Genomic DNA, 20,229 nt, shown 5'->3' with positions numbered 1-20,229 from the left:
ATTTTAGAGGCAGCTAAAGCGGCCCTTGTAATTAGATAACATCTTTTTACAAGGAGGATACCGCATGAATAGGACTTCACTGGAACTAAAAAATTTGATTATGGACATTATTAATAAGCAGAAACAGGATTTAACAGACCTTGTTTCTAACCCCAAAACAGATTTTTCCAGAAACAGAAAAATACCATATGAGAAAATGATTCTTTCGTTATTGACAATGGAGGGAGCATCTTTATCAAATGAACTTTTACGGCAGTTTGGCTATGGCTTAAATACAGCAACATCATCTGCTTTTGTCCAGCAGCGTAAGAACATACTTCCTAAAGCATTTGCGTCGCTTTTTCATGATTTTACAGCAGCAACTTATAGTAATGATAATTATAAAGGATATAAACTCTTGGCTGTTGATGGTTCAGATATTCAAATCGCAACTAATCTAAACGATAAAGACGCTCTTTTTCAAATAGCAGAAGGTGTAAAGCCTTATAATCTGCTGCATTTGAATGCTTTATATAATCTGAAATCTCACACTTATGAGGATGCAGTCGTTTTCAAACGCAAAGAAGCCGGTGAAAACAAAGCGTTGACTGAAATGGTGGACAGATCCGCTCTGCAGGGAAATGTAATTGTGATTGCAGACAGAGGATATGAGGCATATAACAACATGGCTCATATCCAAGAAAAAGGATGGTTTTATCTAATACGGGTGAAAGATTTTAATCAATATTCATCCGGTATTCTGCATGGCTTAGAGCTGCCGGATACTGATGAATTCCCTGCGGATACTCTGAAACAACTGTATGGCATGCGGCGGGGAATTGAAACTTCATTTAGAGATTTGAAATATACAGTATTTTTTTGACAAGGGAACGCTCTTGTCTATTTGTTGTGTTTTTAAATCTACAAAAAACAATTTATCAGCTTGAATCAAAGGGAAAGAAAAGAGAAGTTAATATCGCGAACAATACTAACTTATCTTTAAATCCCTTAACTTAATGCCATTGGCATCTATAAACCTGGGCTCTTCACTCTTGCCTTATGAACAGATTTCCATTTAGATACAGAATTTCCCATCTCGGAAAATTTCAGCCTGACTGCCGTCCTCACAAGTTGCGGTGCACGCCAGATCCTCTGTGCCGAACATAAAATCCACGTGGAGAGCTGAAATATTCAGACCTTTCCTCTCCAGTGCCTCCATGCTGCGGTCTTCTCCTAAAATCATATCTGAATAACCTGCTCCCAGCGCCAAATGGCAGGAAGCATTTTCATCAAAGAGGGTATTATAGAATAAAATCCCCATCTGGTTAATCGGTGAATCAAATGGAACCAGAGCGATTTCGCCCAGATAACGCGCACTTTCATCTTCTAAAATGCCGGCTAAAACGTCTTCTCCCACCTCTGCACTGTACTCTACAACCTTGCCATCCTTAAATACAAGGCGCATGCCATCAATAATATTGCCCGCATGAACAAATGGCATTGAGCTGTAAACGACGCCGTTTACTTTGTATTTATGCGGTGTGGAAAGAATTTCCTCTGTTGGAATATTCGGCGCAAACAGTTCACCGTCCGGTTCCGGGCAGTGGCAGATACCGCCTACGAACACTGTGTCATCACACAATTCTATCGTAAGATCTGTGCCAAGACCATTGCGCAGGTGAAGCCCGCGAACCCCCAGATTATTGATTTTTTTCACGTTCTCAAGCATTTCATTGATGTGCTTATCCCAACCATCAACACCGCTTTCCTCTGTCACATAACAGCATTTGAGAATCGCTTCCCATAAAGCATCCATTGCATCTTCTTTTGTTTTATCCGGGAAAACTTTCATTGCCCATTCTTCTCCCGGGATTGCGGAAGCACTCCACTTCACACGGTTGTCCTTTTTCAGGAAGCTCAAATCCTTCAAAGTCGCCGATGTAGCATTCTTCCATGTTGCGAGTCTTACATCTTCTACGTCGCGCAGTCCGTCCGGCGCGTCGTTGTTCAGGCGTAAAAAGCATGCGTCCTTTTCAGCATAAGACGTTCTTGCTTCGACCCACCAGTCCGGTACTTCGGACAGGGTCTCCATTTTCGCATGCTCCAGACGAATTTTGGTCAGCTGCTGGTCGGTAAAATGAATTACCACATCTTTTGCGCCCAGCTCGTACGCTTTCTTCGCTAAAATGCGAAGAAATTCAATGGCAGTTACTGATGTTTCTTCTACCACCAGAATCTGCCCCGCACGAAGACCTACTCCCCTCTTCAAAATCAGCTCCGCATAATTTTCTAATAATCGTTCTTTATTTTCCATCTAATCTATGTGCTCCTTTTGGTTCATGATACAAGCACTATAATGGTTATCGGATATTTCCACCAGTTTATAGTTCTCGTTTTTACAAGCCTCACAAGCATATTTGCATCTTGGATAGAATCTGCAGTACTCTGCCGGGTTAATCGGCGATGTAACCTCACCGCGCAAAAGTTCCGGTTCTGTGTCTTTCTTTGTAATGTCAATTTCAGGTATTGCCGAAAGCAGCGCCTGCGTGTACGGATGCTTCGGGTTTCTGAAAAGTTCCCCTGTCTCTGCCAGCTCAACGCACTGCCCCAGATACATAACCGCAATTTCCGTGGAAATATGCTTTACTACACTCATGTCATGGGTGATGAACATATAAGCAAGTTCCCGTTCTTCCTGCAAATCCATCATCAGGTTCAAAATCTGCGCCTGAATAGATACGTCCAGTGCAGATACCGGCTCGTCGCAGACGATAAATTCAGGATCTGTCGCCAGCGCTCTTGCGATACCGATTCTTTGTCTTCTTCCGCCGTCCAGCTCGTGAGGATAAGCGTTAATCAGACGCGGTGCCAGACCTACTACATCCATCAGTTCTTTTACTCTGCGGTGTACTTCCGCTTTCGTTTTGAACATTTTCCCCACTTCCATCGGTTCTCGGATGATTTCCGACACGGAAAGTCTCGGATTCAATGACGCATACGGATCCTGGAAAATCAGCTGCATCTTCTTTCTCAGCTGTTTCATCTTCGCTTTATTAAAGTCCGTAATCTTCTCTCCGTCGAAGTAAATTTCGCCGTCAGTCGGTTCTACGAGACGAAGTACAGTTCTTCCCAAAGTGGTTTTTCCACAGCCGGATTCGCCTACAACGCCAAGGGTATGTCCTTTTTCGATGGAAAAGCTCACATCATCTACTGCGTGAAGCAAGCCGGAAGGCGTTTTGAAATATTTCTTTAAGTGTTTTACCTCAATCTTCGGTGTATTACTCATGGCTTTCCACCTCCTCGAACAAATGACATCTGATGACATGCTCGCCATCCACATTTACTGCCTTTGGCACTTCAGTTCTACACTTTTCCATGCACTTTGGGCATCTCGGATGAAATACACAGCCTGTCGGCAGTTCCATCGGATCAGGCATCAGACCATCAATCGGTGAAAGTCGCTTCGTCTGTTTTTTCATATCAGGGATGGAACCGAAAAGTCCAACGGTGTACGGATGGTGTGACTCGCTCAGGAAAATTTCCTCTGCCGTTCCCGACTCTACGATAGTTCCCGCATACATCACTGCAACCTTGTCGCAGTTTTGAGATACGATACCAAGATCGTGGGTGATGAGAATCATGGAAGTTCCCAGGTTTTTCTTCAGTTGACGCATCATATGCAGCACCTGCGCCTGAATGGTAACATCAAGGGCAGTAGTTGGCTCATCGGCAATAAGCAGCTCCGGTTCCAAAGACAGGGCGATTGCGATTACTACACGCTGCTTCATACCACCGGAAAACTGATGCGGATACTCTCTCTTTCTGCTGGCAGGAATACCAACCATCTCCAGCATTTGATCCACTTTCTTTTCCATTTCTTCATCGGAAAGATCCGGCATGTGAATCTTAAAGGATTCCTTAATCTGGTCACCGATACGAAGTACCGGGTTCAGGCTGGTCATCGGATCCTGAAAAATCATAGAGATGCGGTGTCCTCTGATGGCACGCATTTCTGCCTCTGTGCGCTCCAAAAGGTTGCCACTTCCCTCAAACTGGATTTCTCCGCCGGTGATAAACCCGGTATGTTTTGGCAGAAGCCGCATAATAGCCAGCGCAGTTGTAGTTTTTCCGGCGCCAGTTTCTCCAACCAGCCCCAGAGTTTCCCCTTTGTCCAGGGAAAAGCTAATGTCGTTTAATACGGAGGATACACCGTCGTCTGTGCGATATTCCGCCGAGATATGATCAATACTCAATATTCTTTCGCTCAAAACAGCCACCTCCTAGTTTTTCATTCTCGGATCCAACGCGTCGCGAAGACCGTCGCCAAGTAGATTCAGGGAAATTACCGCAAGGGTGATTGCAGTACCCGGAATCAGTACCAGATACGGAGCCTGACGCAGGAAATCTCTGCCTTCATAGAGCATCGTACCCCATTCTGACGCAGGCGGTTTTACGCCCAGACCCATAAAGCTCAAAGAAGCGATAATCAGAATAGTTGCACCCATTGCAAGGGTTGCCTGCACGATGATCGGACCGATGGCATTTGGAATGATATGCTTTATGATGATGTGCCAGTCGTTACTGCCGCAGCAACGAGACGCTTCGATAAACTCCTGATCCTTGATGGACAGAATCGAAGAACGAATGACTCTGGCAAATACCGGGATGTATGCGATAGACAGGGCTATCAAAAGGTTGGACATGCTCTGCCCCAAAGCCGCAACGATGGAAATAGACATCAGCATTGGCGGAATTGCCAGCAGGATATCCATCAGACGCATGAGAATATTGTCACGGAAGCCGCCGAAATAACCAGCGATTGCACCGATAATAGCGCCGATTGCAACTGCAATGGCCATAGCGATAATACTTAAGGTCAGGGAAATTCTTGCGCCGTGAATAATACGGGCGAAAACGTCTCTGCCGAACTGGTCTGTACCAAACCAATGGTCTGCTGACGGTCCTTCCAGTCTTGCGTCCATATCCTGACCGACTACCTGGGTGTCATAGTCAGCGATAAAGTCAGCACAGAGGGCCAATATTGCCATGGCTAACAGAATCGCAAGCCCCAGCATGGCCAGTTTATTTTTACGCAGTCTCATCATGATTGCCGTAAACTGACTGCGTGCTTTCATTTCATTTTCTTGTTTCTTCACGGTAATCACGCCCTTTCATACTGCGATTTGATACGAGGGTCGATATAAGCGTAGATAATATCGACAAGCAGGTTTACCAAGCTGTATGCGATGGTAACAAACATGATTGCCGCCATAACGACCGGCGTATCTTTCATACGAATACTGGTAATCAGAAGAGATCCGATTCCAGAAATTGCAAATACGGATTCAATTACTACAGTACCTGCCAGCAAGTATCCGAAGTCTACACCGATTACGGTGATAATCGGAAGGAGCGCATTGCGCAGGGAGTGCTTTAAGATAACACTCTTTTCTTCTGCTCCCTTTGCTCTTGCGGTACGGATATAGTCCTGTTTCAAAACTTCCAGCATAGTGGAACGAGTCATTCGCACAAGGGTTGCCATGGTTCCCGTGGAAAGGGTGACCGCCGGCAAGATATAGCCTGTGATATCGTGAAGACCTGTAGCTGGAAGCCAGTGTAAATTCAGTGCGAAAACCAGCATCAAAACCAGTCCAAGTACGAAGGACGGAATAGATGCGAAGATGAGCGCTGCCACAGTGCTGACTGCATCCACAAAGGAATACTGGCGCACTGCGGAAATTACACCTACCGGTACTCCGATTAAAGTTGCAAAAAACATTGCAACAGCTGCCAGTGTCAGCGTGGTCGGAAAGCGGCTCAAAATTTCTTCAAATACCGGAAGCTTTGTCTGATAGGAATTTCCGAATTCTCCCTGAAACATATCAACAATATACTCAAAATAGCGTACAAAGAACGGCTCGTTTAAGCCCAGTTCAGCTTCCAGTTTCGCAACCTGTTCGGGAGATGCGCTCTGCCCCAAAATTAGCTGTGCCGCATTTCCCGGTGTCAAATTCATGATGGTAAATACGATAAAGGAGATTCCTAGCACAACAATCACCATCATGCCCAGACGTTGTAAAATATACTTTACCATAATCTGTCCTCTCTTTGAAAACTTGAGGGTATCCCCATTTTCACTGTGAATACCCTCTTTTTGTCATTATAGCGGTCTTACTAACCGCAAGGTCTATTCGCGCAATTACCAGGACATTCTCTTGATTTTGTAAATGCCCAGTGCGTCTGCTGCAACGCCTTTCAGGTTTGCATTTGTTGTGATTGTGGTTGGCTCAAACACCAGAGACGCAACGTATGCCTGTTCGCTGATGTCTGTTGCAACATCTTCGTAAGCAGCCTGTTTTTCATCACCTGTCAGTCTTGCCGCATTTTCCAGTTTACCGGAAAGTTCATCACTGACAACGTGAGTGATGTTGCCGCTTCCGCCGTAGCAGTCTTTATGGAACTGGCTGTACAGCAGGGAGTATGCGTCAGTAAACATTGCGCACCAAGAGGAAATTGTCATTTCGTAGTCGCCTTCAGAATATACATCTGTGGTATATGCGCCAGCTTCCATGATATCGATTTCAACTTCAATGCCTGCTTCTTTCAGGTCTGCCTGAATTACCTGAGCAACCTTCTGAATCTTCGCATCTTCTTTAATCTTAATTGTTAATTTCAGGTTTTCCTGTCCTGCTTCTTTCAGCAGTGCCTTAGCCTTGTCCAAATCATAGGTGTAGCCTGCTACTTTATCGGAGTAACCATCGCAGGTCGGAGAAATGGAGCTGTTTGCAGCAGTTCCGTTTCCTTCCAGCGCACCCTTAATGATGTTTTCTCTGTTGATTGCGTAGTTGATAGCCTGTCTTACTTTTACATCATCAAGTGGTTTTGCTTCGATATTCATGTTCAGAGACAGTACAGCAGCAATGTCGGTGCTGTAGAATGCCAGGTTTTCATCATCTTGTACTACGGAGATATCGGAGTTGTTTACATTTAAGAATGCGTCAGTTTCGCCTGCCTGCAGTGCAACAAGACCAGTGTTCTTGTCAGTAATTGGTTTGAAAGTTACTGTCTTGATTGCAGGTGCGCCGCCGAAGTATTCTTCATTTGCTTCTACAGTGATGTGGTCGCCGTTTACCCATTCAACGAATTTGTAAGCGCCGGTTCCCATCGGAGCTCTTTCTACAGCATCTTCGCCATTTTCTTCAGCATAAGCTTTGCTCATGATGGAGAAGTAAGGGGAAGCAAGGCTTCCAATCATAGCGCCGAAAGGCTCTTTTAAGCTTAATTTCACTGTGTAGTCGTCTACTTTTTCAACCTTATCGATGGCTGCAGTCATATCAGCTGCCCAGCCTTTTTCGATGGTTCTGTTGATGGAGTATACTACGTCGTCAGCAGTCATTTCTGTTCCGTTATGGAACTTTACACCCTGACGAAGTTTAAAGGTATATTCCATCTCGTCGTCGGAAATCTCATAGCTTTCTGCCAGTGATTCTACATATTCACCGTTTTCATTTGCCTCTACCAGATTATCGTAGATTGCATATGTAACGGTAAATGTGCTCATCATAGCGATTGCCATAGGATCCAGAGAGTTTGGTTCTGCTGATAATGCCCAGTTAAGGTCTGTTCTTGCTTCAGTATCATCTCCGCCACCGCCGCAGCCAGTCAGAGAAGCCAAAGCTAACATACAAATCAGCAAAAGAGCAATTCCTTTTTTTGTTCTTGCTTTCATAGTTGTTCCTCCTATTTTGGAACTCAGTTCCATTTTTCTTTTTTATAATAGTAAACCATTTTCAGAAATTTGTCAATATCTTTTTGTGAATTTTTATTTATATTTTCGTATATTTATTTTGTTCGTGACAGATTTGACATCTCTCGGTTTCCTTGTTACAATGAACACTGTATAACCATTAGAAATTAATTGAGGTGAAGGACTTGAAACAACCACTTATTACGTCTGACACAAAGAACAAGGAATTCTCTAACTCCATTGATAAAACGCTCAGTGTCATCGATTGTATTTTTGAGGAAGAAGGTACTTTTATCGATATCCAAAAGAAACTCAATCTTCCGAAAGCAACTTTACATAGAATCCTACAATCTTTGGAGAAGTATGGACTGATTGAAAAGGTAGTTCCGACAGACCACTACCGTCTTGGACTGAAGTTTATTTATTACAGTGAAGCAGTAAAGACCCGGCTTTCTATCCCCTCTATCGCACAGCCCTTTTTACAGTCACTCTCTGCCTCTATCGGCGAGAGTGCAGGTCTAACTGTGCTCTTTCAGGAGCATTGCCTGTCGCTGGCTTCCTGCCGGGGAGAAGAATCAGCACTGACTTCCAATCTTCTTCCATTTCCTACGCTAAACTGTTGTTCTGCCGGAAAACTGTTTCTGTCATCCTGGAGCGATGAACAGCTAACAGAGTACTTTTCAAATGCACATTTGAAAAAACTGACACATAACACCATTATCACTTACGACGACTTTAAAAAAGAGCAGGCTAAAATCTTAAAAAACGGCTTTTCTTGTGATGACGAGGAAAACGAATACGGTCTATTCTGTCTCAGCGTGCCTCTCTTCAATCATACTGGACAAATCAATGCCAATATTGGCATTACTGCACCAAAATCTCGTCTTTTCACAAAGGATGTCGATGCGATTATCCTTCAGCTAAAAGATACCGCCCGTGAAATTAGCGATGTTCTGATAAAAACTAAGTGCGTGTGTCCGTATTAAGGTGCAGGCAGCTCAGCGCCGACCCTTACATGGAGGCTGTTGCCGCAACAAAATACATATTTTTAAAGAAAATCCCGAAAATATGCACACCAGTCTGCATATTTTCGGGATTATTGTATTATTTATGCACGTTTCGCACTGCAACCCATCAGTTATCACGCCATTTCACGCTTTTTTATCGTTGAAAATGCATATGAGAAGAAAAATCATTAAAAATATGCACAGTCTCTAGAAGATTTGTGCATATTTTATGTTGTTTTTCTGGAGATATGCACAAGCCCACTGTTTCCCCGCCATCTAAACGAAAAAGAAATCAATGATTCTGTTAATTGTCATGGTGTCTATACTGCCGTCCATGTTATCAAAGGTAAATATCACGTCTTTCCATGGCACATATCCATAGCGCATATACTGCTGCATTTTCCAGACCAAACTATTACAATAACCCGGATCACCCAACATGCCGCAATGCTCCAAATATTTAAAACGATTCTCGCTTCGTACTGCAATTTTAAAATCAGGAACGATTTCCTTACCTCCAAGGAGCATCGGCTCCTCGTAGTGGTATGGAATTCTTCTTTGATATAGAATATCCGCCACAATCAGTTCAGATTTCGAGCGAACCATATCGCCTTTCATCGTTTTATGAATCAAGTGTTCCGGATATTTCATACTTCTATCATAATGCTGATTGCCCCAGTTTTCCCCATCTGCAAAAGCTACTATTTTAGGAAGTCCTTCTAAAGTGGAAAACTTATATGCTCCTGGAAGGCTGTCCATCACAGCTTCCGGCATGTAATCCTTAAAATTTTTCAGATATTTATCGGCGGCTTTGATGTTATTCTCCATAATCGAAATAGATTTCTCCAGAAAATAACGCTGCTGCTTGCCAGCTACTTCTTTATTGTCAACTCTACCGATATAGTCATGGCTCTCGGCATCATAATAGTACTGTTTATCACCACGATTTGACATAAACATTCTGCCCTCAGGCAGACCTTTTAATGCCTTTCGGTATTCACTACACAATTTCTTCTGATTTTCTAATTCCCACTGGACATAGTCTTTACTGCTTTTCATCGGTCCCCTTTCGATCCTATTAGTTACATTTAATTCCATATTTGTAAACAAATTATACACAATTGTTTCAAAAAGTCAACCATTATTTCATCGCTGACGCTTGATGAAAACGCACCTGAAATCCTGAATGCTGATGTCCCTAAGCATCTCATCTCCTTTGAAAAACGACCTCGCCACAGGGCGAGGTCGCAAATTAAAATCTTTTTTAAGCCTCCGGCTTTTCTGCTTTCGGTTCAGCTGATTTTGCCGGCGCTTTCTTTACGCGCATATTGTTGATTGCGCCTGTCGGACATTCTTTTGCGCAAAGTCCGCAGTTCTTGCACTTGTCAGGGTCGATTCTTGCCACGTTGTTTTCCACTGTGATTGCCTCGAACTTACAAGTCTTTTCGCACTTCTTGCAGCCGATACATCCGTTAGTGCAGGCCTTTCTGGTATCTGCGCCTTTTGCTTCAGATTTGCACTGAACCACAACCAGGTTCTTAGCGCTCTGAATTTTGATAACGGAGTTCGGGCAAACCTTTGCACATGCGCCGCAAGCTACGCAGTTATCTCTGTTGACAACCGCTACGCCGTCGCACACGTGAATCGCGTCAAAGTCGCATGCTGCAGCACAGTCCCCAAGACCGATACAGCCATAAGGGCAAGCGGAAAGTCCGCCGAAAAACTGCTTTGCAGCAGAACAGGTCTGTACACCTGTATATTCCATGATGGTCTTTGCTGCATCCTTAGTACCGTTGCACATCACAACTGCCACCTGTTTGTCAGCAGAACCTGCTTCAACGCCCAACACTTCCGCAAGCTTTGCGGCAACATCTGCGCCGCCTACAGGGCACATGGAACAGCTGAGTGAATGATCCTCAGCCAGAGCATTGGCATAATCGTCGCAACCGTTATATCCGCAGGCACCGCAGTTGGCGCCCGGAAGTTCCGCACGAAGCAGTGCAAACGTTTCATCAACAGGTACGAAGAACACTTTGGAAGCGATGGTCAGAATGACTGCGCAGACAAGACCAATCGCAACTACAATTAAAACTGGTGTTAACATTTCATTCGCCTCCTATCTTACTGGAACAGTCCGCTGAAGCCCATGAAGCCCAGGGACAGCATAGCAGCAGTAATTAATGTAAGAGGAACACCTCTGAATGCCATCGGCACGCCATCTTCGTTTTCCAGCTTGCTTCTGACACCGGCAAAGAGAATCATTGCCAATAAGAAACCTACGCCGGCGCCGAATGCGTTGCAGATGGACAGTAAGTATCCGTAACCGGAATCGATATTGTTGATGCAGACACCCAGTACCGCGCAGTTGGTGGTAATTAACGGAAGGAATACGCCCAGCGCCTTGTGCAGGGATGGGATGAATTTCTTCAGCATCATTTCAACCAGCTGTACCAGCGCAGCGATAACCAGGATGAAGACTACAGTCTGCAAATATCCAATATCAAATTTGTTTAAAACCTGCTGAATTGGCCAGGTCGCGATTGTCGCAAGCACCATTACAAAGATAACGGCGATACCCATACCTACCGCGGAATCCAGTTTTTTGGATACGCCCAGGAATGGACAAATACCAAGGAACTGCGCCAATACATAGTTGTTTACAAGAATCATACTCATGATGATAGTAATTGCTTCTAACATACTTCTTCAGCTCCTTTCTGACAATCTTTTTCTTTTCTTGCGCCGCCGCACATTGCAGCCATAGCGCAACCTTCACAGCCAAATTCTTTCTTCTTCAGCGCCTTGCCCTTTGTAAAGTAGTTTACAGCGGCAATGAGCACACCGAATACGAAGAATCCGCCCGGAGCCAGATTGAAAATTCCCATGCCTGGAACGATATTCGTCAGAACTTCCTGTCCGAACAGTGTACCTGAACCGAAGAATTCTCTAATCAGACCCATAACGCCCAGCGCCAGGGTAAATCCAATACCCATACCGATACCGTCCAGTGCGGAATCAAACGGATTATTTTTGCTTGCAAACATTTCTGCTCTTCCCAAAATGATACAGTTTACTACAATCAATGGAATAAACAGACCCAGTGAAGCGTACAGGGAAGGTACAAATGCCTGCAGCAATAATTGAACAACCGTTACAAATCCTGCAATTACTACAATGTAGCACGGGATACGAACTTTGTCAGGAATGATATTTCGAAGAATAGAGATTACGATATTGGAACAAATCAGTACCGCCATAGCAGATACGCCCATTCCGATACCGTTAATTGCAGAAGAAGTAGTTGCCAGTGTCGGACAAGTACCCAGCAGCAATACAAGTACAGGGTTTTCCTTAATGATACCTTTGGTAAGGATGCTTAACTTGCTTGGTTTCTTTTCCATTATTTAGCACCTCCTACAATCTTATACTGTTCTAATGCACAGTATACGCCATAGTGTACCGCATTAGAAGAAATAGTCGCGCCGGAAATGTGATTGATGGCAGCTTCATCTTTTGCAGATGTGGAAGTAATCTCATCAGAAGATTTTCCTTCATACTGATACAGATGTCCATCGTGATCGTGGGCTTTGGTTCCAAGACCCGGTGTATCCGCGTGGGCAGTTACCTTAACGCCGGTAATCTTGCCGTCCGCATCAATGCCAATCATCTCAGTCAGCACGCCGCCGAAGGACTTAGTATTTACAGTAATCACCATACCACTTCCATTGTCTGCGATGTAGCACTCCGTTGCATATACCTTGTCAGGATCCGCAACAGCCAACTCGCCGTCATAGGCAGTGAAAGAATCTGCTGCCGGCAGAAGCTCTGCTCTCGCCTCGTTTGCAGATTCAATTGCATTCTTATCGATGATTGGCTTCGCAACACCGTAAGTTGCAGCAAGAGCTGCAGTGATTACTAAACAAATCGCTACTAAAACAACGATAGGTGCAACATATTCTTTGAAAGTATTGTTATTTTTCATTTTTCTTTGCACCTCCATATGTTAATTTGATGCACAGCTGATCAATCAGCGGCGTCATAATATTCATCAGTAAGATGGAGAAGGATACGCCTTCCGGATATGCACCCCAAAGTCTTACAACCATGGTGATGATACCGCAGCCAACGCCCATGATGACTTTACCCAGAGACATAATCGGGGAAGTCACATAATCAGTTGCCATGAAGAACGCACCCAGCATTACGCCGCCTGCGCAAACATGGAAAATTGCCATGTCCAGGGCACTTGCATCCACATCCCCTGAAAAGCTGTAGTACAGGAATGCGATAACAAATACAGTACCGATAAAGCATGCCGGAATAATTGGACTGATGACTTTTTTCCAAATCAGGAACAGCCCGCCAGCCAGCAGCGCCAATGCGGAAACTTCGCCCATAGAACCACCGATGAATCCGAGGAACATTTCAGCGTTGGACGGAAGATCGGCAGCACTGCCTTCCGCAAGCACGCCAAGCGGCGTTGCACTAGTTACTGCATCTGCTTCCGCCATTCTTGGAGTCGGCCATGTGGTCATTTCTGTTGCAAAGGAAATGAACAGCACAATTCTTGCTGTGATAGCAGGGTTTACGATGTTTCTGCCAATACCGCCGTAAAGCTGTTTTACGATGATAATTGCAACAAAGCATCCAATGATTGCCATCCAGTACGGGAAGTTTGAAGGCACGTTGAATGCAATCAGAACGCCCGTCAGAGCGGCAGATAAGTCTCCCGCAGTCTGTCTCTTTTTCATGGCTTTGTTGTAGAGCCATTCAAAGCCTACGCTGGCAACTACGCAAACCAGAGTTAACAGGATTACACGCATGCCAAATACGTAGATACTTACCAAAAACGAAGGCACTAAAGCAAGGATTACCATCAGCATGGTTTTGCTTGTATCCATCTTGCTCACTAAATGCGGTGCGGAGGATACTGCCAGATTATTATAGTATGTCTTATCCATTATTTAATTCCAGCCTCCTTTACAACGCCTTTTCCAAGCTTATTCATGAAGCCCAGAGGTCTTCTCGCAGGACATACATAGGAACAACTTCCGCATTCCATGCACTGCATTACCTGAAGATCTGAAAGTCTCTGTGCATCTCTGCGCTCGTAAGCTTCTGCTAAAGCAGTTGGCAGAAGATTGAACGGACATGCCTTATGGCATCTGCCGCAATTGATACAAGCGGTTTCCTCCGGAATATATGACTTTTCTTTGGAGAATGCCAAGATTGCATTGTTATTCTTCACGATTGGCATTTCGTCGGAGAAAATAGCTCTTCCCATCATCGGTCCGCCCATGATAATCTTCTTCGGCTCAGATTTATATCCGCCACAAAATTCGATTACATCGTGAATCTGTGTGCCGATTGGCGCGATGATATTTTTCGGCTGCGCTACTGCATCGCCGTCAATAGTCATTCTCTTGTTGATGAGAGGCACGCCAGTTCTGAAATACTGTCCGACAAAGGCAACAGATGTAACATTGGAAAGAATAATTCCAAGGTCAGCCGGCAGAACGCCCGCTTTCATTTCTTTGCCTGTAATTTCGTATACCAGTACACGTTCTGCACCCTTTGGATATCTGTCCTGAAGAGTGAAGGTGTGCATGTTGGAAAGCCCCTGCTCTGCAAACATCTGGTCGAGTTTTGCAATTGCATCAGGCTTGTTGGACTCAATACCTACATAAGCTTCGTCCAGATTCAGGTACTTCATGATCAGCTTCATACCGTCGATGATATCTTGCGTATCTTCTAACATACCTCTGTGGTCAGAAGTGATAAACGGTTCGCACTCTGCCGCATTCAGAATTAAAGTATGTACATCGTCAATATTCTTTGGATTGTACTTGATGTGAGTCGGGAAAGAGGCGCCGCCAAGACCTACAAGGCCGCTTGCTCTGACTGCTTTTACAAATCCTGCCAAATCATCTACTTCAGGAACTTTAATGTCCTCACTCATTTCTTGTTTTTTGTCAGTCTCAATTACAACTAACGTGTCATTACCGCCAACGGCCGAACGCTGGGTCTCGATACCCACTACGGTTCCGGACACGCTGGAATGGATAGGTGCACTTACGAAGGCATCCGTATCACCGATAAGTTGTCCCACCTTGACTGCATCTCCCTTGGCTACCAAGGGTTTACAAGGTGCGCCGATGTGCTGAGACATTGAAATCTTCACAATGTCAGGAATCGGCATAACTTCGGTTTCACAGCCGGCAGTGTTCTTATAGTGACCGGCGTCAATGCTGTGTAAATGCTTTGCATTTGCGCTCATAATTTGAAACCTTCCTTTCTAAAAATAGCTTCCTTATAATCATACATGGTACATTATACTACAACGTTTCGCAAAAATCATTACATTTTTACAAGAAAACCGCATTTCACAGAATTTTCCTACATGTTCTGGATAAATTATGTACGTAACAACATATGCGGCAAGGGATTGGTTCATTCCGCCAGATGGGGGGAGGCGTGATGCGGCGACCATTCTCATGGACCGACTTTATCAGCCGTCTTTATGAGTCGTCTATGGAGGAGGCTATACACACCATAAAAACACCCGCCTGCAAATGCACAAGGCGGGTTAAATGTACGTTAATAAATATATGATCGTTAAATTCCAATCTGCGACCAATCGATATCTGTTTCATCAATAAAGCCGCTCTGCTCCGCTTCCTTTAACGCTTCCGCTTCAGATGCAGTGAGCTTTGTATAGTCCGGATCCCACGCTAGAACCAGTTTCTTGATGAACTCAAGTACAAAGTTTTGTTCGCTTTCAGGTAAGCTCTCCATTAAACGAGCTGCCTCTATTGTTATATTAGACATAAATTACCTCCATCCAACTAATCCCCCTATTTTAAGTTCATTATACAATACTCTATTAAGAAAATCACTATAAATTTATGAATTTATTTTGTAATAAATAAATTCTTGAGACTCAAAACGAGATATTTACTTCACCGCACATCCGGCATGCAATATCTGGTAAAACCCAGTCTGCTTTCCTGCAAATATGTACGACTGATTGATACAAAACTTCCATCTATTAATAGGAAGTTACTTTTTTCTATGGCGCTGACTCTGCCCATGTTGACAATCATGCTGTTATGACAGCGGAGAAAATTTTGCGGTAGCGCTTCCATTTCTTCAAACTTTCCGTAAAAGCTGCAAAGCACCTGTCCGCCGGTTCCACGTACCAGCACCTGCCTTTTCTGTTTTTCAAAGTAATAAATTCTGCTGTAGGGAATCACAAAGCGACCGCTTTTATTTTCCAAATATAACAATCCGTAATGTTAATCATCTAAATTTTTCTTGTACTCCCTTCGCCAAACACTCACCTTTGCTATTTTCCAAAAAAAATAGAACTACAATAGTTTTCTGTAGTTCTTTACTCTATATTTCTTTAATAGTAAAAACAATCAGCTCCGCCTACCCCAAAATATCCATCATCTCGCATTTCAGTGCCCCGGACAGGCGAACGACAATTTCCGCCTGAGCCTTATTGATGTCCTTGCTTTTCCGCTCATAGGCACGAATGGTATTGATTGAAACACCGGACAACCCAGAAAGTTCTTCTTGCGTAAGGCCGCAATCTTTACGAACAATCTTCAGTTTACTGCCTGTCTGTGCAAAATGAGCATCCAGTACTTCATAAAATTTCCGTACATCGGTCTCGTGAAGTGTGCCGTAAAGCCCCCGCAGGGCATCGAAGGATACCGTCTCTAAAATATCCTTGAAGCTACGTCCCGAATACCACTGATAATGAGTCAGTGCCCAGCCAATCCAATACACATCAGATTTTTCATAGGTTTCAATAACGTCTGCGTCAATCTGCTTTCCCACAGTCCGTTCCATAACTTCTGAAAAAAGTTCTATGCCGCTTTTGCCCGCAATATATTTCGGATTTCCGCTTTCAATCTCTTCCGCAATTCCTGACTGAATAAACATATGGAGAAATTCGTCTCCTTTGTAACCAAACTCTATTACAGCGTCATGAAGCATATTTCCGACTGATTTCGCAGCCTTACTCAGATATGTGGCATTGTAAACGGGGGTCATCATTTTTCATATCCTCTCTAATAATATCAAGTATAAACAAATCTTCTCGAAGCATCGCAGGATTTTTCTTTCTCTGTTGATAATTCTGTCTCGCCAAGCTGTCTCTTTGAGCGCGCTTGTAATAGTATTTCCGATAGTCGGCAATTTCATATTGCACAAACTCAATTTTGCTAAATGCTGCAGGAGAAAGCAGCACAACCTGCTCGCCAAGAGTTCCCAGTTCCATAGCAACACCCAAATCTCGTACCGAAATGGTATTGTTAATAAAATCTTCCGCAAAAGAAAAATAAGAATCGTCTGCTCGATACCCCACCATGATATCAACACCCTTGGTATCGGGCAAAAAATACTCCAGCAGATACTCCCTCGCACTTCTTGCTATATTACTGTTGATATCAAACTTGCGGTTCTTCAAAAGAATTGCCAGCCAATTCAATATGTTAAAGTTCCCCTTTGTCAAATGCATCACTTGCATCTCATCAGTATGAAGGATGTACTGATTAGAATAACCGTCCCTTTTTATAGGGCATGCCCACTCCTTTGCCAGTTCCATATTCTCAGTGCAATAAAATCCCTGCCCATAATCATTGTATGACTTTCCAATGCCATACGTAGGAATTTCAACAATCTGCTGTGATCCATGATAAATCGTAATATCCTTACTCATAAACCTCTCCAATCTATAATACCACAGTATCAGTTTTCTTCATTGTAATACTGTGGCATCAGTTTGTCAAGCCCTCAGCCCCGCTAATTCCACTCCCACAAGAAAAAACCGCCGCCTAAAAACTTGCGTAGCTTCTTTCCAACCCTCTATTGACTTTCATCTTCCAGCCGTTTAGAACAAACTTATAAGTTTAAAACTTTAGAGTTTAATAGCAAAGAGAACTTCACATATTTTACTGCAGAGATTATGAACTTCAGAATTTAAATAAACAATATAGTAAAAACAATTTTGAATGTATCATAATTTATGGGCGTCGCCGTGTTGGCAAGACCGCATTGATTAACCAATTTTGCAAAGATAAACCGGCCATCTTTTTCTCCGCTCTCAATGCTTCTTCCCAGGAAAATTTAGAAGCTTTATCGAAAGCAATATATGAGAAACTTCTTTCGTTTTTGGTATTGTTGTACTGCAAAACATATCAGCCATCAGTGCGGGTCATATTGACCGTATTTACGATTCTGTAATCAGTAAATATTTTCTGATTACATGGGTCTTATTTTTAAGCCGGTGTGCCGTGAATATCTTTTTCTTTACGCGAAAGTCTTTGCCAAGGGTCTAAATATCATTACCCTATTTTCTCGAAGAGCGGATTCACCCAAGGGCTGCAAGACTTTGCAAAACAAGGTGAAGTTATGCTTGTCACACTACAGGACATGTATAAATAAAAAACAGTTCTATAATATCATGTTCTTATCTTTCTTCCCTCCATCGTTCAAAGGACAGATATCTGGTTCCCTGAAAAGTCAGTTCCCCTACGTCTCCCTCAGCCAACATGCCGTATTCTGGTCCATTTACGGATAACTCCATACGGTCTCCGCTTTCGACCTGAAATGTCACATAATACCTCGTAGATGAAGTAGTTACAGTCCCACAGGCTTCACCGCCTGTTGCATGATTATGACGAGAAATCGCCGTCCTCCTCGAAACCACTTTCGCAGGCACCGTCAACCTCGGCGACTGATTGTTCTTATTCCATGTACTGACACCCTTTACTGCCGTGACAATAAAGGTTCCAATTACGATTACAAACACGACTATAAACATAACTCCAAATGCACTAAATCCATCACCATAATACATTTTATATATCGCTCCTCTCTACTCCACAATCTTCACACCAGACGAACAATTTCTATCATTTTTATTATATCATAATCATCATATAAAACTCAATAGATGCTTTCGCATCAATAGTCAAGCATGGGAATTAGCCCGAAGTCTGCCAATCTCTTGTTGCTTATCGCTTTGTTCCCCTTCGTTATAGCCTGCCACCCTCCCTCCACGCACTATCTGCAACGTCTGCGCCGCCAACTTCGCACAAATTTTTTCAAATTCTTGCGACCGCTCCTTGTAATACGCCAACTCAAGGAAGTTATTTTAAGAAAGCGGCGGCGAACGCCAAATCAAGGGATTTTTTAATGAATGCACGCGCAAAACCCTGTTGATTTTGAAGGGTTGAGCCGTTCTCACTTCACTTCGCCGCAAGAATTCCATAATTTTTCCTTGAAATTGGCGGATTTGCCAGTGCTAACGCAAAAATTTCAAAAAAATCATGCCTAATTGGCGTTCAGTACTTAATCCCCCGTAGCACCCCACGGCACAGTACAGTACAGACACAAAAATCTCAGAAACGTTGACAAATTCAACACTAGCATATCCTCCTCAAAAAAACTGCTGCGCAAATTTCCTCACGCAGCAGTTTCTCTTTCTATTTCCTTTCCAGCTTTCCAAGCCCTTCCGCCCAGTAGCCCCAGCCTTCCGTAATCAGCTTCCGCCCTGCGAACATTGCGGCAAGAGACGGGTCCAGCGCCGGTGCGATCTCCACAACATCAAAAGCCATAATGTTCAGTCCACGGAACAGCTTTTCCAGCAGAGTCAGAGCCATACGGGAAGTCAGCCCACCAAACTGCGGCGTTCCTGTACCCGCAGCATAAGCCGGATCCAGTGCATCAATATCGAAAGTCAAATAAACCTGATTGAACTTTTTCATCTTTTCAATGCAGTCAGCAGCCACCGCTTCAATGCCCTCATGGTAGCAATCATAAGCGGTTTTCACCTGTATATTACCTTCCTTGTAAAGCTCAAACTCATCCGGCTCGATAGAACGGATTCCAATAAAGTACAAATTTTCCAGCGATTTTACGTGAGAAAGTTCCAGCGCTCTGCGCTCAGTGCTGCCATGAGAGAGCAAGTCGCCTTCCAGCGCCTCGCACAAATCCATATGTGCATCTATGTGAATAATACCAAATTCTTCATCGACTGCATCGTTAATGCCTCTCTCCACCGGAATGGTCACAGAATGGTCACCGCCAACCATGGTAAAGCGAACGCCTTTACGTACCAAATCCGCTACGTATTTCTGTACCTCTGCAAAGACTTCCTCTCTGTCGCTGCCCTCAAAGTCTCCACCGTCTACTACATTCAGAGTATCAAACCACGCAAGGCGCTCTGTGCATGGAGTAGAATGAAGGGTATTTGCGCGCAGCATCTGCGGTGCCTCGGCTGCACCGCCACGATAGCTAACGCCTCCGTCATACGGAATACCGAAAATTACCACATCGGCATTTTCCTCTTTCATTTCTGGCCGGTTCAGACCGCACCATGAACTTTTATTCTTTGCAAATTCATTTTTTACTTGCATTATATTCACTCCTTTTCATTTACTGCCATACAATTTTAGCAATAACCGTGCCAGAACAGAAACCTTT

At 43.9% G+C, this 20,229-nt stretch carries 22 protein-coding genes; 3 read left to right on the top strand and 19 right to left on the bottom strand.

Going from position 1 to position 20,229, the window contains the following annotated elements; genetic code table 11:
* Positions 1–64: 64 nt before the first annotated feature.
* Complete coding sequence (locus V1225_RS03855) at positions 65–862, top strand: transposase (protein ID WP_338547604.1); 798 nt, start codon at positions 65–67, stop codon at positions 860–862.
* Positions 863–1,054: 192 nt separating this feature from the next.
* Here the strand turns inward: V1225_RS03855 and V1225_RS03850 are convergent, their stop codons facing one another.
* The 6 genes from V1225_RS03850 to V1225_RS03825 all read right to left on the bottom strand — a co-directional run bounded on the left by V1225_RS03850 (position 1,055) and on the right by V1225_RS03825 (position 7,708).
* Complete coding sequence (locus V1225_RS03850; RefSeq protein ID WP_251614757.1) at positions 1,055–2,293, bottom strand: aminopeptidase; 1,239 nt, start codon at positions 2,291–2,293, stop codon at positions 1,055–1,057.
* Complete coding sequence (locus V1225_RS03845; protein ID WP_161908538.1) at positions 2,294–3,265, bottom strand: ABC transporter ATP-binding protein; 972 nt, start codon at positions 3,263–3,265, stop codon at positions 2,294–2,296. It abuts the gene before it with no gap.
* Positions 3,258–4,256 (bottom strand): ABC transporter ATP-binding protein, encoded by a 999-nt coding sequence (locus V1225_RS03840; RefSeq protein WP_338547603.1) that lies wholly within the window; start codon positions 4,254–4,256, stop codon positions 3,258–3,260. Before V1225_RS03840 ends, V1225_RS03845 begins: the two co-directional genes overlap by 8 nt.
* A gap of 3 nt (positions 4,257–4,259) precedes the next feature.
* A complete protein-coding gene (locus tag V1225_RS03835) occupies positions 4,260–5,135 on the bottom strand; it encodes an ABC transporter permease (protein WP_251614763.1) in 876 nt (291 codons plus the stop codon).
* Between the two features lie 5 nt (positions 5,136–5,140).
* Positions 5,141–6,073, bottom strand: coding sequence for an ABC transporter permease (locus V1225_RS03830; protein ID WP_160202559.1), 933 nt, complete (start codon positions 6,071–6,073; stop codon positions 5,141–5,143).
* Between the two features lie 105 nt (positions 6,074–6,178).
* Complete coding sequence (locus V1225_RS03825; RefSeq protein WP_338547602.1) at positions 6,179–7,708, bottom strand: ABC transporter substrate-binding protein; 1,530 nt, start codon at positions 7,706–7,708, stop codon at positions 6,179–6,181.
* Positions 7,709–7,911: 203 nt separating this feature from the next.
* On the opposite strand from V1225_RS03825, the gene V1225_RS03820 reads away from it, so the two are divergent.
* Positions 7,912–8,712, top strand: a complete 801-nt coding sequence (locus tag V1225_RS03820) for an IclR family transcriptional regulator (protein WP_160202557.1) — start codon at positions 7,912–7,914, stop codon at positions 8,710–8,712.
* Between the two features lie 297 nt (positions 8,713–9,009).
* Here the strand turns inward: V1225_RS03820 and V1225_RS03815 are convergent, their stop codons facing one another.
* From V1225_RS03815 to V1225_RS03765, 11 genes are all read right to left on the bottom strand, one after another.
* Positions 9,010–9,792, bottom strand: a complete 783-nt coding sequence (locus tag V1225_RS03815) for a hypothetical protein (RefSeq protein WP_160202556.1) — start codon at positions 9,790–9,792, stop codon at positions 9,010–9,012.
* A 205-nt stretch (positions 9,793–9,997) separates the two neighbouring features.
* Positions 9,998–10,837 (bottom strand): RnfABCDGE type electron transport complex subunit B, encoded by an 840-nt coding sequence (locus V1225_RS03810; protein ID WP_160202555.1) that lies wholly within the window; start codon positions 10,835–10,837, stop codon positions 9,998–10,000.
* Positions 10,838–10,854: 17 nt separating this feature from the next.
* Positions 10,855–11,433, bottom strand: a complete 579-nt coding sequence (locus tag V1225_RS03805) for an RnfABCDGE type electron transport complex subunit A (RefSeq protein ID WP_160202554.1) — start codon at positions 11,431–11,433, stop codon at positions 10,855–10,857.
* Positions 11,427–12,134, bottom strand: a complete 708-nt coding sequence (locus V1225_RS03800; protein ID WP_160202553.1) for an electron transport complex subunit E — start codon at positions 12,132–12,134, stop codon at positions 11,427–11,429. Before V1225_RS03800 ends, V1225_RS03805 begins: the two co-directional genes overlap by 7 nt.
* Positions 12,134–12,715 carry an FMN-binding protein gene (locus tag V1225_RS03795; RefSeq protein WP_160202552.1) on the bottom strand — a complete coding sequence of 194 codons (582 nt, stop codon included), beginning with the start codon at positions 12,713–12,715 and terminating at the stop codon, positions 12,134–12,136. Before V1225_RS03795 ends, V1225_RS03800 begins: the two co-directional genes overlap by 1 nt.
* Entirely contained in the window at positions 12,705–13,694 is a 990-nt protein-coding gene (locus tag V1225_RS03790; protein ID WP_160202551.1) for an RnfABCDGE type electron transport complex subunit D, read from the bottom strand. The genes V1225_RS03795 and V1225_RS03790 overlap by 11 nt, the downstream gene beginning before the upstream one ends.
* Positions 13,694–15,010: an electron transport complex subunit RsxC gene (gene rsxC / locus V1225_RS03785; protein ID WP_160202550.1), complete on the bottom strand. Its 1,317-nt coding sequence runs from the start codon at positions 15,008–15,010 to the stop codon at positions 13,694–13,696. The genes V1225_RS03790 and rsxC overlap by 1 nt, the downstream gene beginning before the upstream one ends.
* 338 nt (positions 15,011–15,348) lie before the next feature.
* A complete protein-coding gene (locus V1225_RS03780) occupies positions 15,349–15,561 on the bottom strand; it encodes a hypothetical protein (RefSeq protein WP_160202549.1) in 213 nt (70 codons plus the stop codon).
* Between the two features lie 131 nt (positions 15,562–15,692).
* On the bottom strand, positions 15,693–16,010 hold the full coding sequence (locus V1225_RS03775) for a LytTR family DNA-binding domain-containing protein (RefSeq protein ID WP_338547601.1): 318 nt from the start codon (positions 16,008–16,010) through the stop codon (positions 15,693–15,695).
* Positions 16,011–16,164: 154 nt separating this feature from the next.
* Positions 16,165–16,683 carry a helix-turn-helix transcriptional regulator gene (locus tag V1225_RS03770; protein ID WP_160202547.1) on the bottom strand — a complete coding sequence of 173 codons (519 nt, stop codon included), beginning with the start codon at positions 16,681–16,683 and terminating at the stop codon, positions 16,165–16,167.
* Between the two features lie 76 nt (positions 16,684–16,759).
* The gene (locus V1225_RS03765; RefSeq protein ID WP_201759591.1) at positions 16,760–17,461 is read right to left on the bottom strand and encodes a DUF3990 domain-containing protein; all 702 of its coding nucleotides are present in this window, start codon (positions 17,459–17,461) and stop codon (positions 16,760–16,762) included.
* Between the two features lie 227 nt (positions 17,462–17,688).
* Between V1225_RS03765 and V1225_RS14730 the strand changes: the two genes are divergently transcribed.
* Positions 17,689–17,985, top strand: coding sequence for an ATP-binding protein (locus tag V1225_RS14730; protein WP_160202567.1), 297 nt, complete (start codon positions 17,689–17,691; stop codon positions 17,983–17,985).
* A 226-nt stretch (positions 17,986–18,211) separates the two neighbouring features.
* Here V1225_RS14730 and V1225_RS03760 read toward each other — a convergent pair whose 3' ends face one another.
* Both V1225_RS03760 and speB read right to left on the bottom strand, forming a co-directional pair.
* The gene (locus V1225_RS03760; protein ID WP_160202546.1) at positions 18,212–18,601 is read right to left on the bottom strand and encodes a DUF2500 domain-containing protein; all 390 of its coding nucleotides are present in this window, start codon (positions 18,599–18,601) and stop codon (positions 18,212–18,214) included.
* A 628-nt stretch (positions 18,602–19,229) separates the two neighbouring features.
* Positions 19,230–20,162, bottom strand: coding sequence for an agmatinase (speB, locus tag V1225_RS03755; RefSeq protein ID WP_160202545.1), 933 nt, complete (start codon positions 20,160–20,162; stop codon positions 19,230–19,232).
* Positions 20,163–20,229 lie beyond the last annotated feature (67 nt).

Source organism: Emergencia sp. JLR.KK010 (assembly GCF_037018265.1).
Lineage (GTDB): Bacteria > Bacillota > Clostridia > Peptostreptococcales > Anaerovoracaceae > Senimuribacter > Senimuribacter intestinalis.
This window is presented reverse-complemented; position numbering and strand designations above follow the sequence as displayed.

Coding starts and splice junctions, on each gene's coding strand:
- V1225_RS03830 (WP_160202559.1), bottom strand. CDS start 6,073: ATGGTAAAGTATATTTTACAACGTCTGGGCATGATGGTGATTGTTGTG.
- rsxC (WP_160202550.1), bottom strand. CDS start 15,010: ATGAGCGCAAATGCAAAGCATTTACACAGCATTGACGCCGGTCACTAT.
- V1225_RS03780 (WP_160202549.1), bottom strand. CDS start 15,561: ATGTCTAATATAACAATAGAGGCAGCTCGTTTAATGGAGAGCTTACCT.
- V1225_RS03850 (WP_251614757.1), bottom strand. CDS start 2,293: ATGGAAAATAAAGAACGATTATTAGAAAATTATGCGGAGCTGATTTTG.
- V1225_RS03805 (WP_160202554.1), bottom strand. CDS start 11,433: ATGTTAGAAGCAATTACTATCATCATGAGTATGATTCTTGTAAACAAC.
- V1225_RS03795 (WP_160202552.1), bottom strand. CDS start 12,715: ATGAAAAATAACAATACTTTCAAAGAATATGTTGCACCTATCGTTGTT.
- V1225_RS03825 (WP_338547602.1), bottom strand. CDS start 7,708: ATGAAAGCAAGAACAAAAAAAGGAATTGCTCTTTTGCTGATTTGTATG.
- V1225_RS03765 (WP_201759591.1), bottom strand. CDS start 17,461: ATGAGTAAGGATATTACGATTTATCATGGATCACAGCAGATTGTTGAA.
- V1225_RS03770 (WP_160202547.1), bottom strand. CDS start 16,683: ATGTTTATTCAGTCAGGAATTGCGGAAGAGATTGAAAGCGGAAATCCG.
- V1225_RS03790 (WP_160202551.1), bottom strand. CDS start 13,694: ATGGATAAGACATACTATAATAATCTGGCAGTATCCTCCGCACCGCAT.
- V1225_RS03855 (WP_338547604.1), top strand. CDS start 65: ATGAATAGGACTTCACTGGAACTAAAAAATTTGATTATGGACATTATT.
- V1225_RS03760 (WP_160202546.1), bottom strand. CDS start 18,601: ATGTATTATGGTGATGGATTTAGTGCATTTGGAGTTATGTTTATAGTC.
- V1225_RS03815 (WP_160202556.1), bottom strand. CDS start 9,792: ATGAAAAGCAGTAAAGACTATGTCCAGTGGGAATTAGAAAATCAGAAG.
- speB (WP_160202545.1), bottom strand. CDS start 20,162: ATGCAAGTAAAAAATGAATTTGCAAAGAATAAAAGTTCATGGTGCGGT.
- V1225_RS03845 (WP_161908538.1), bottom strand. CDS start 3,265: ATGAGTAATACACCGAAGATTGAGGTAAAACACTTAAAGAAATATTTC.
- V1225_RS03800 (WP_160202553.1), bottom strand. CDS start 12,134: ATGGAAAAGAAACCAAGCAAGTTAAGCATCCTTACCAAAGGTATCATT.
- V1225_RS03810 (WP_160202555.1), bottom strand. CDS start 10,837: ATGTTAACACCAGTTTTAATTGTAGTTGCGATTGGTCTTGTCTGCGCA.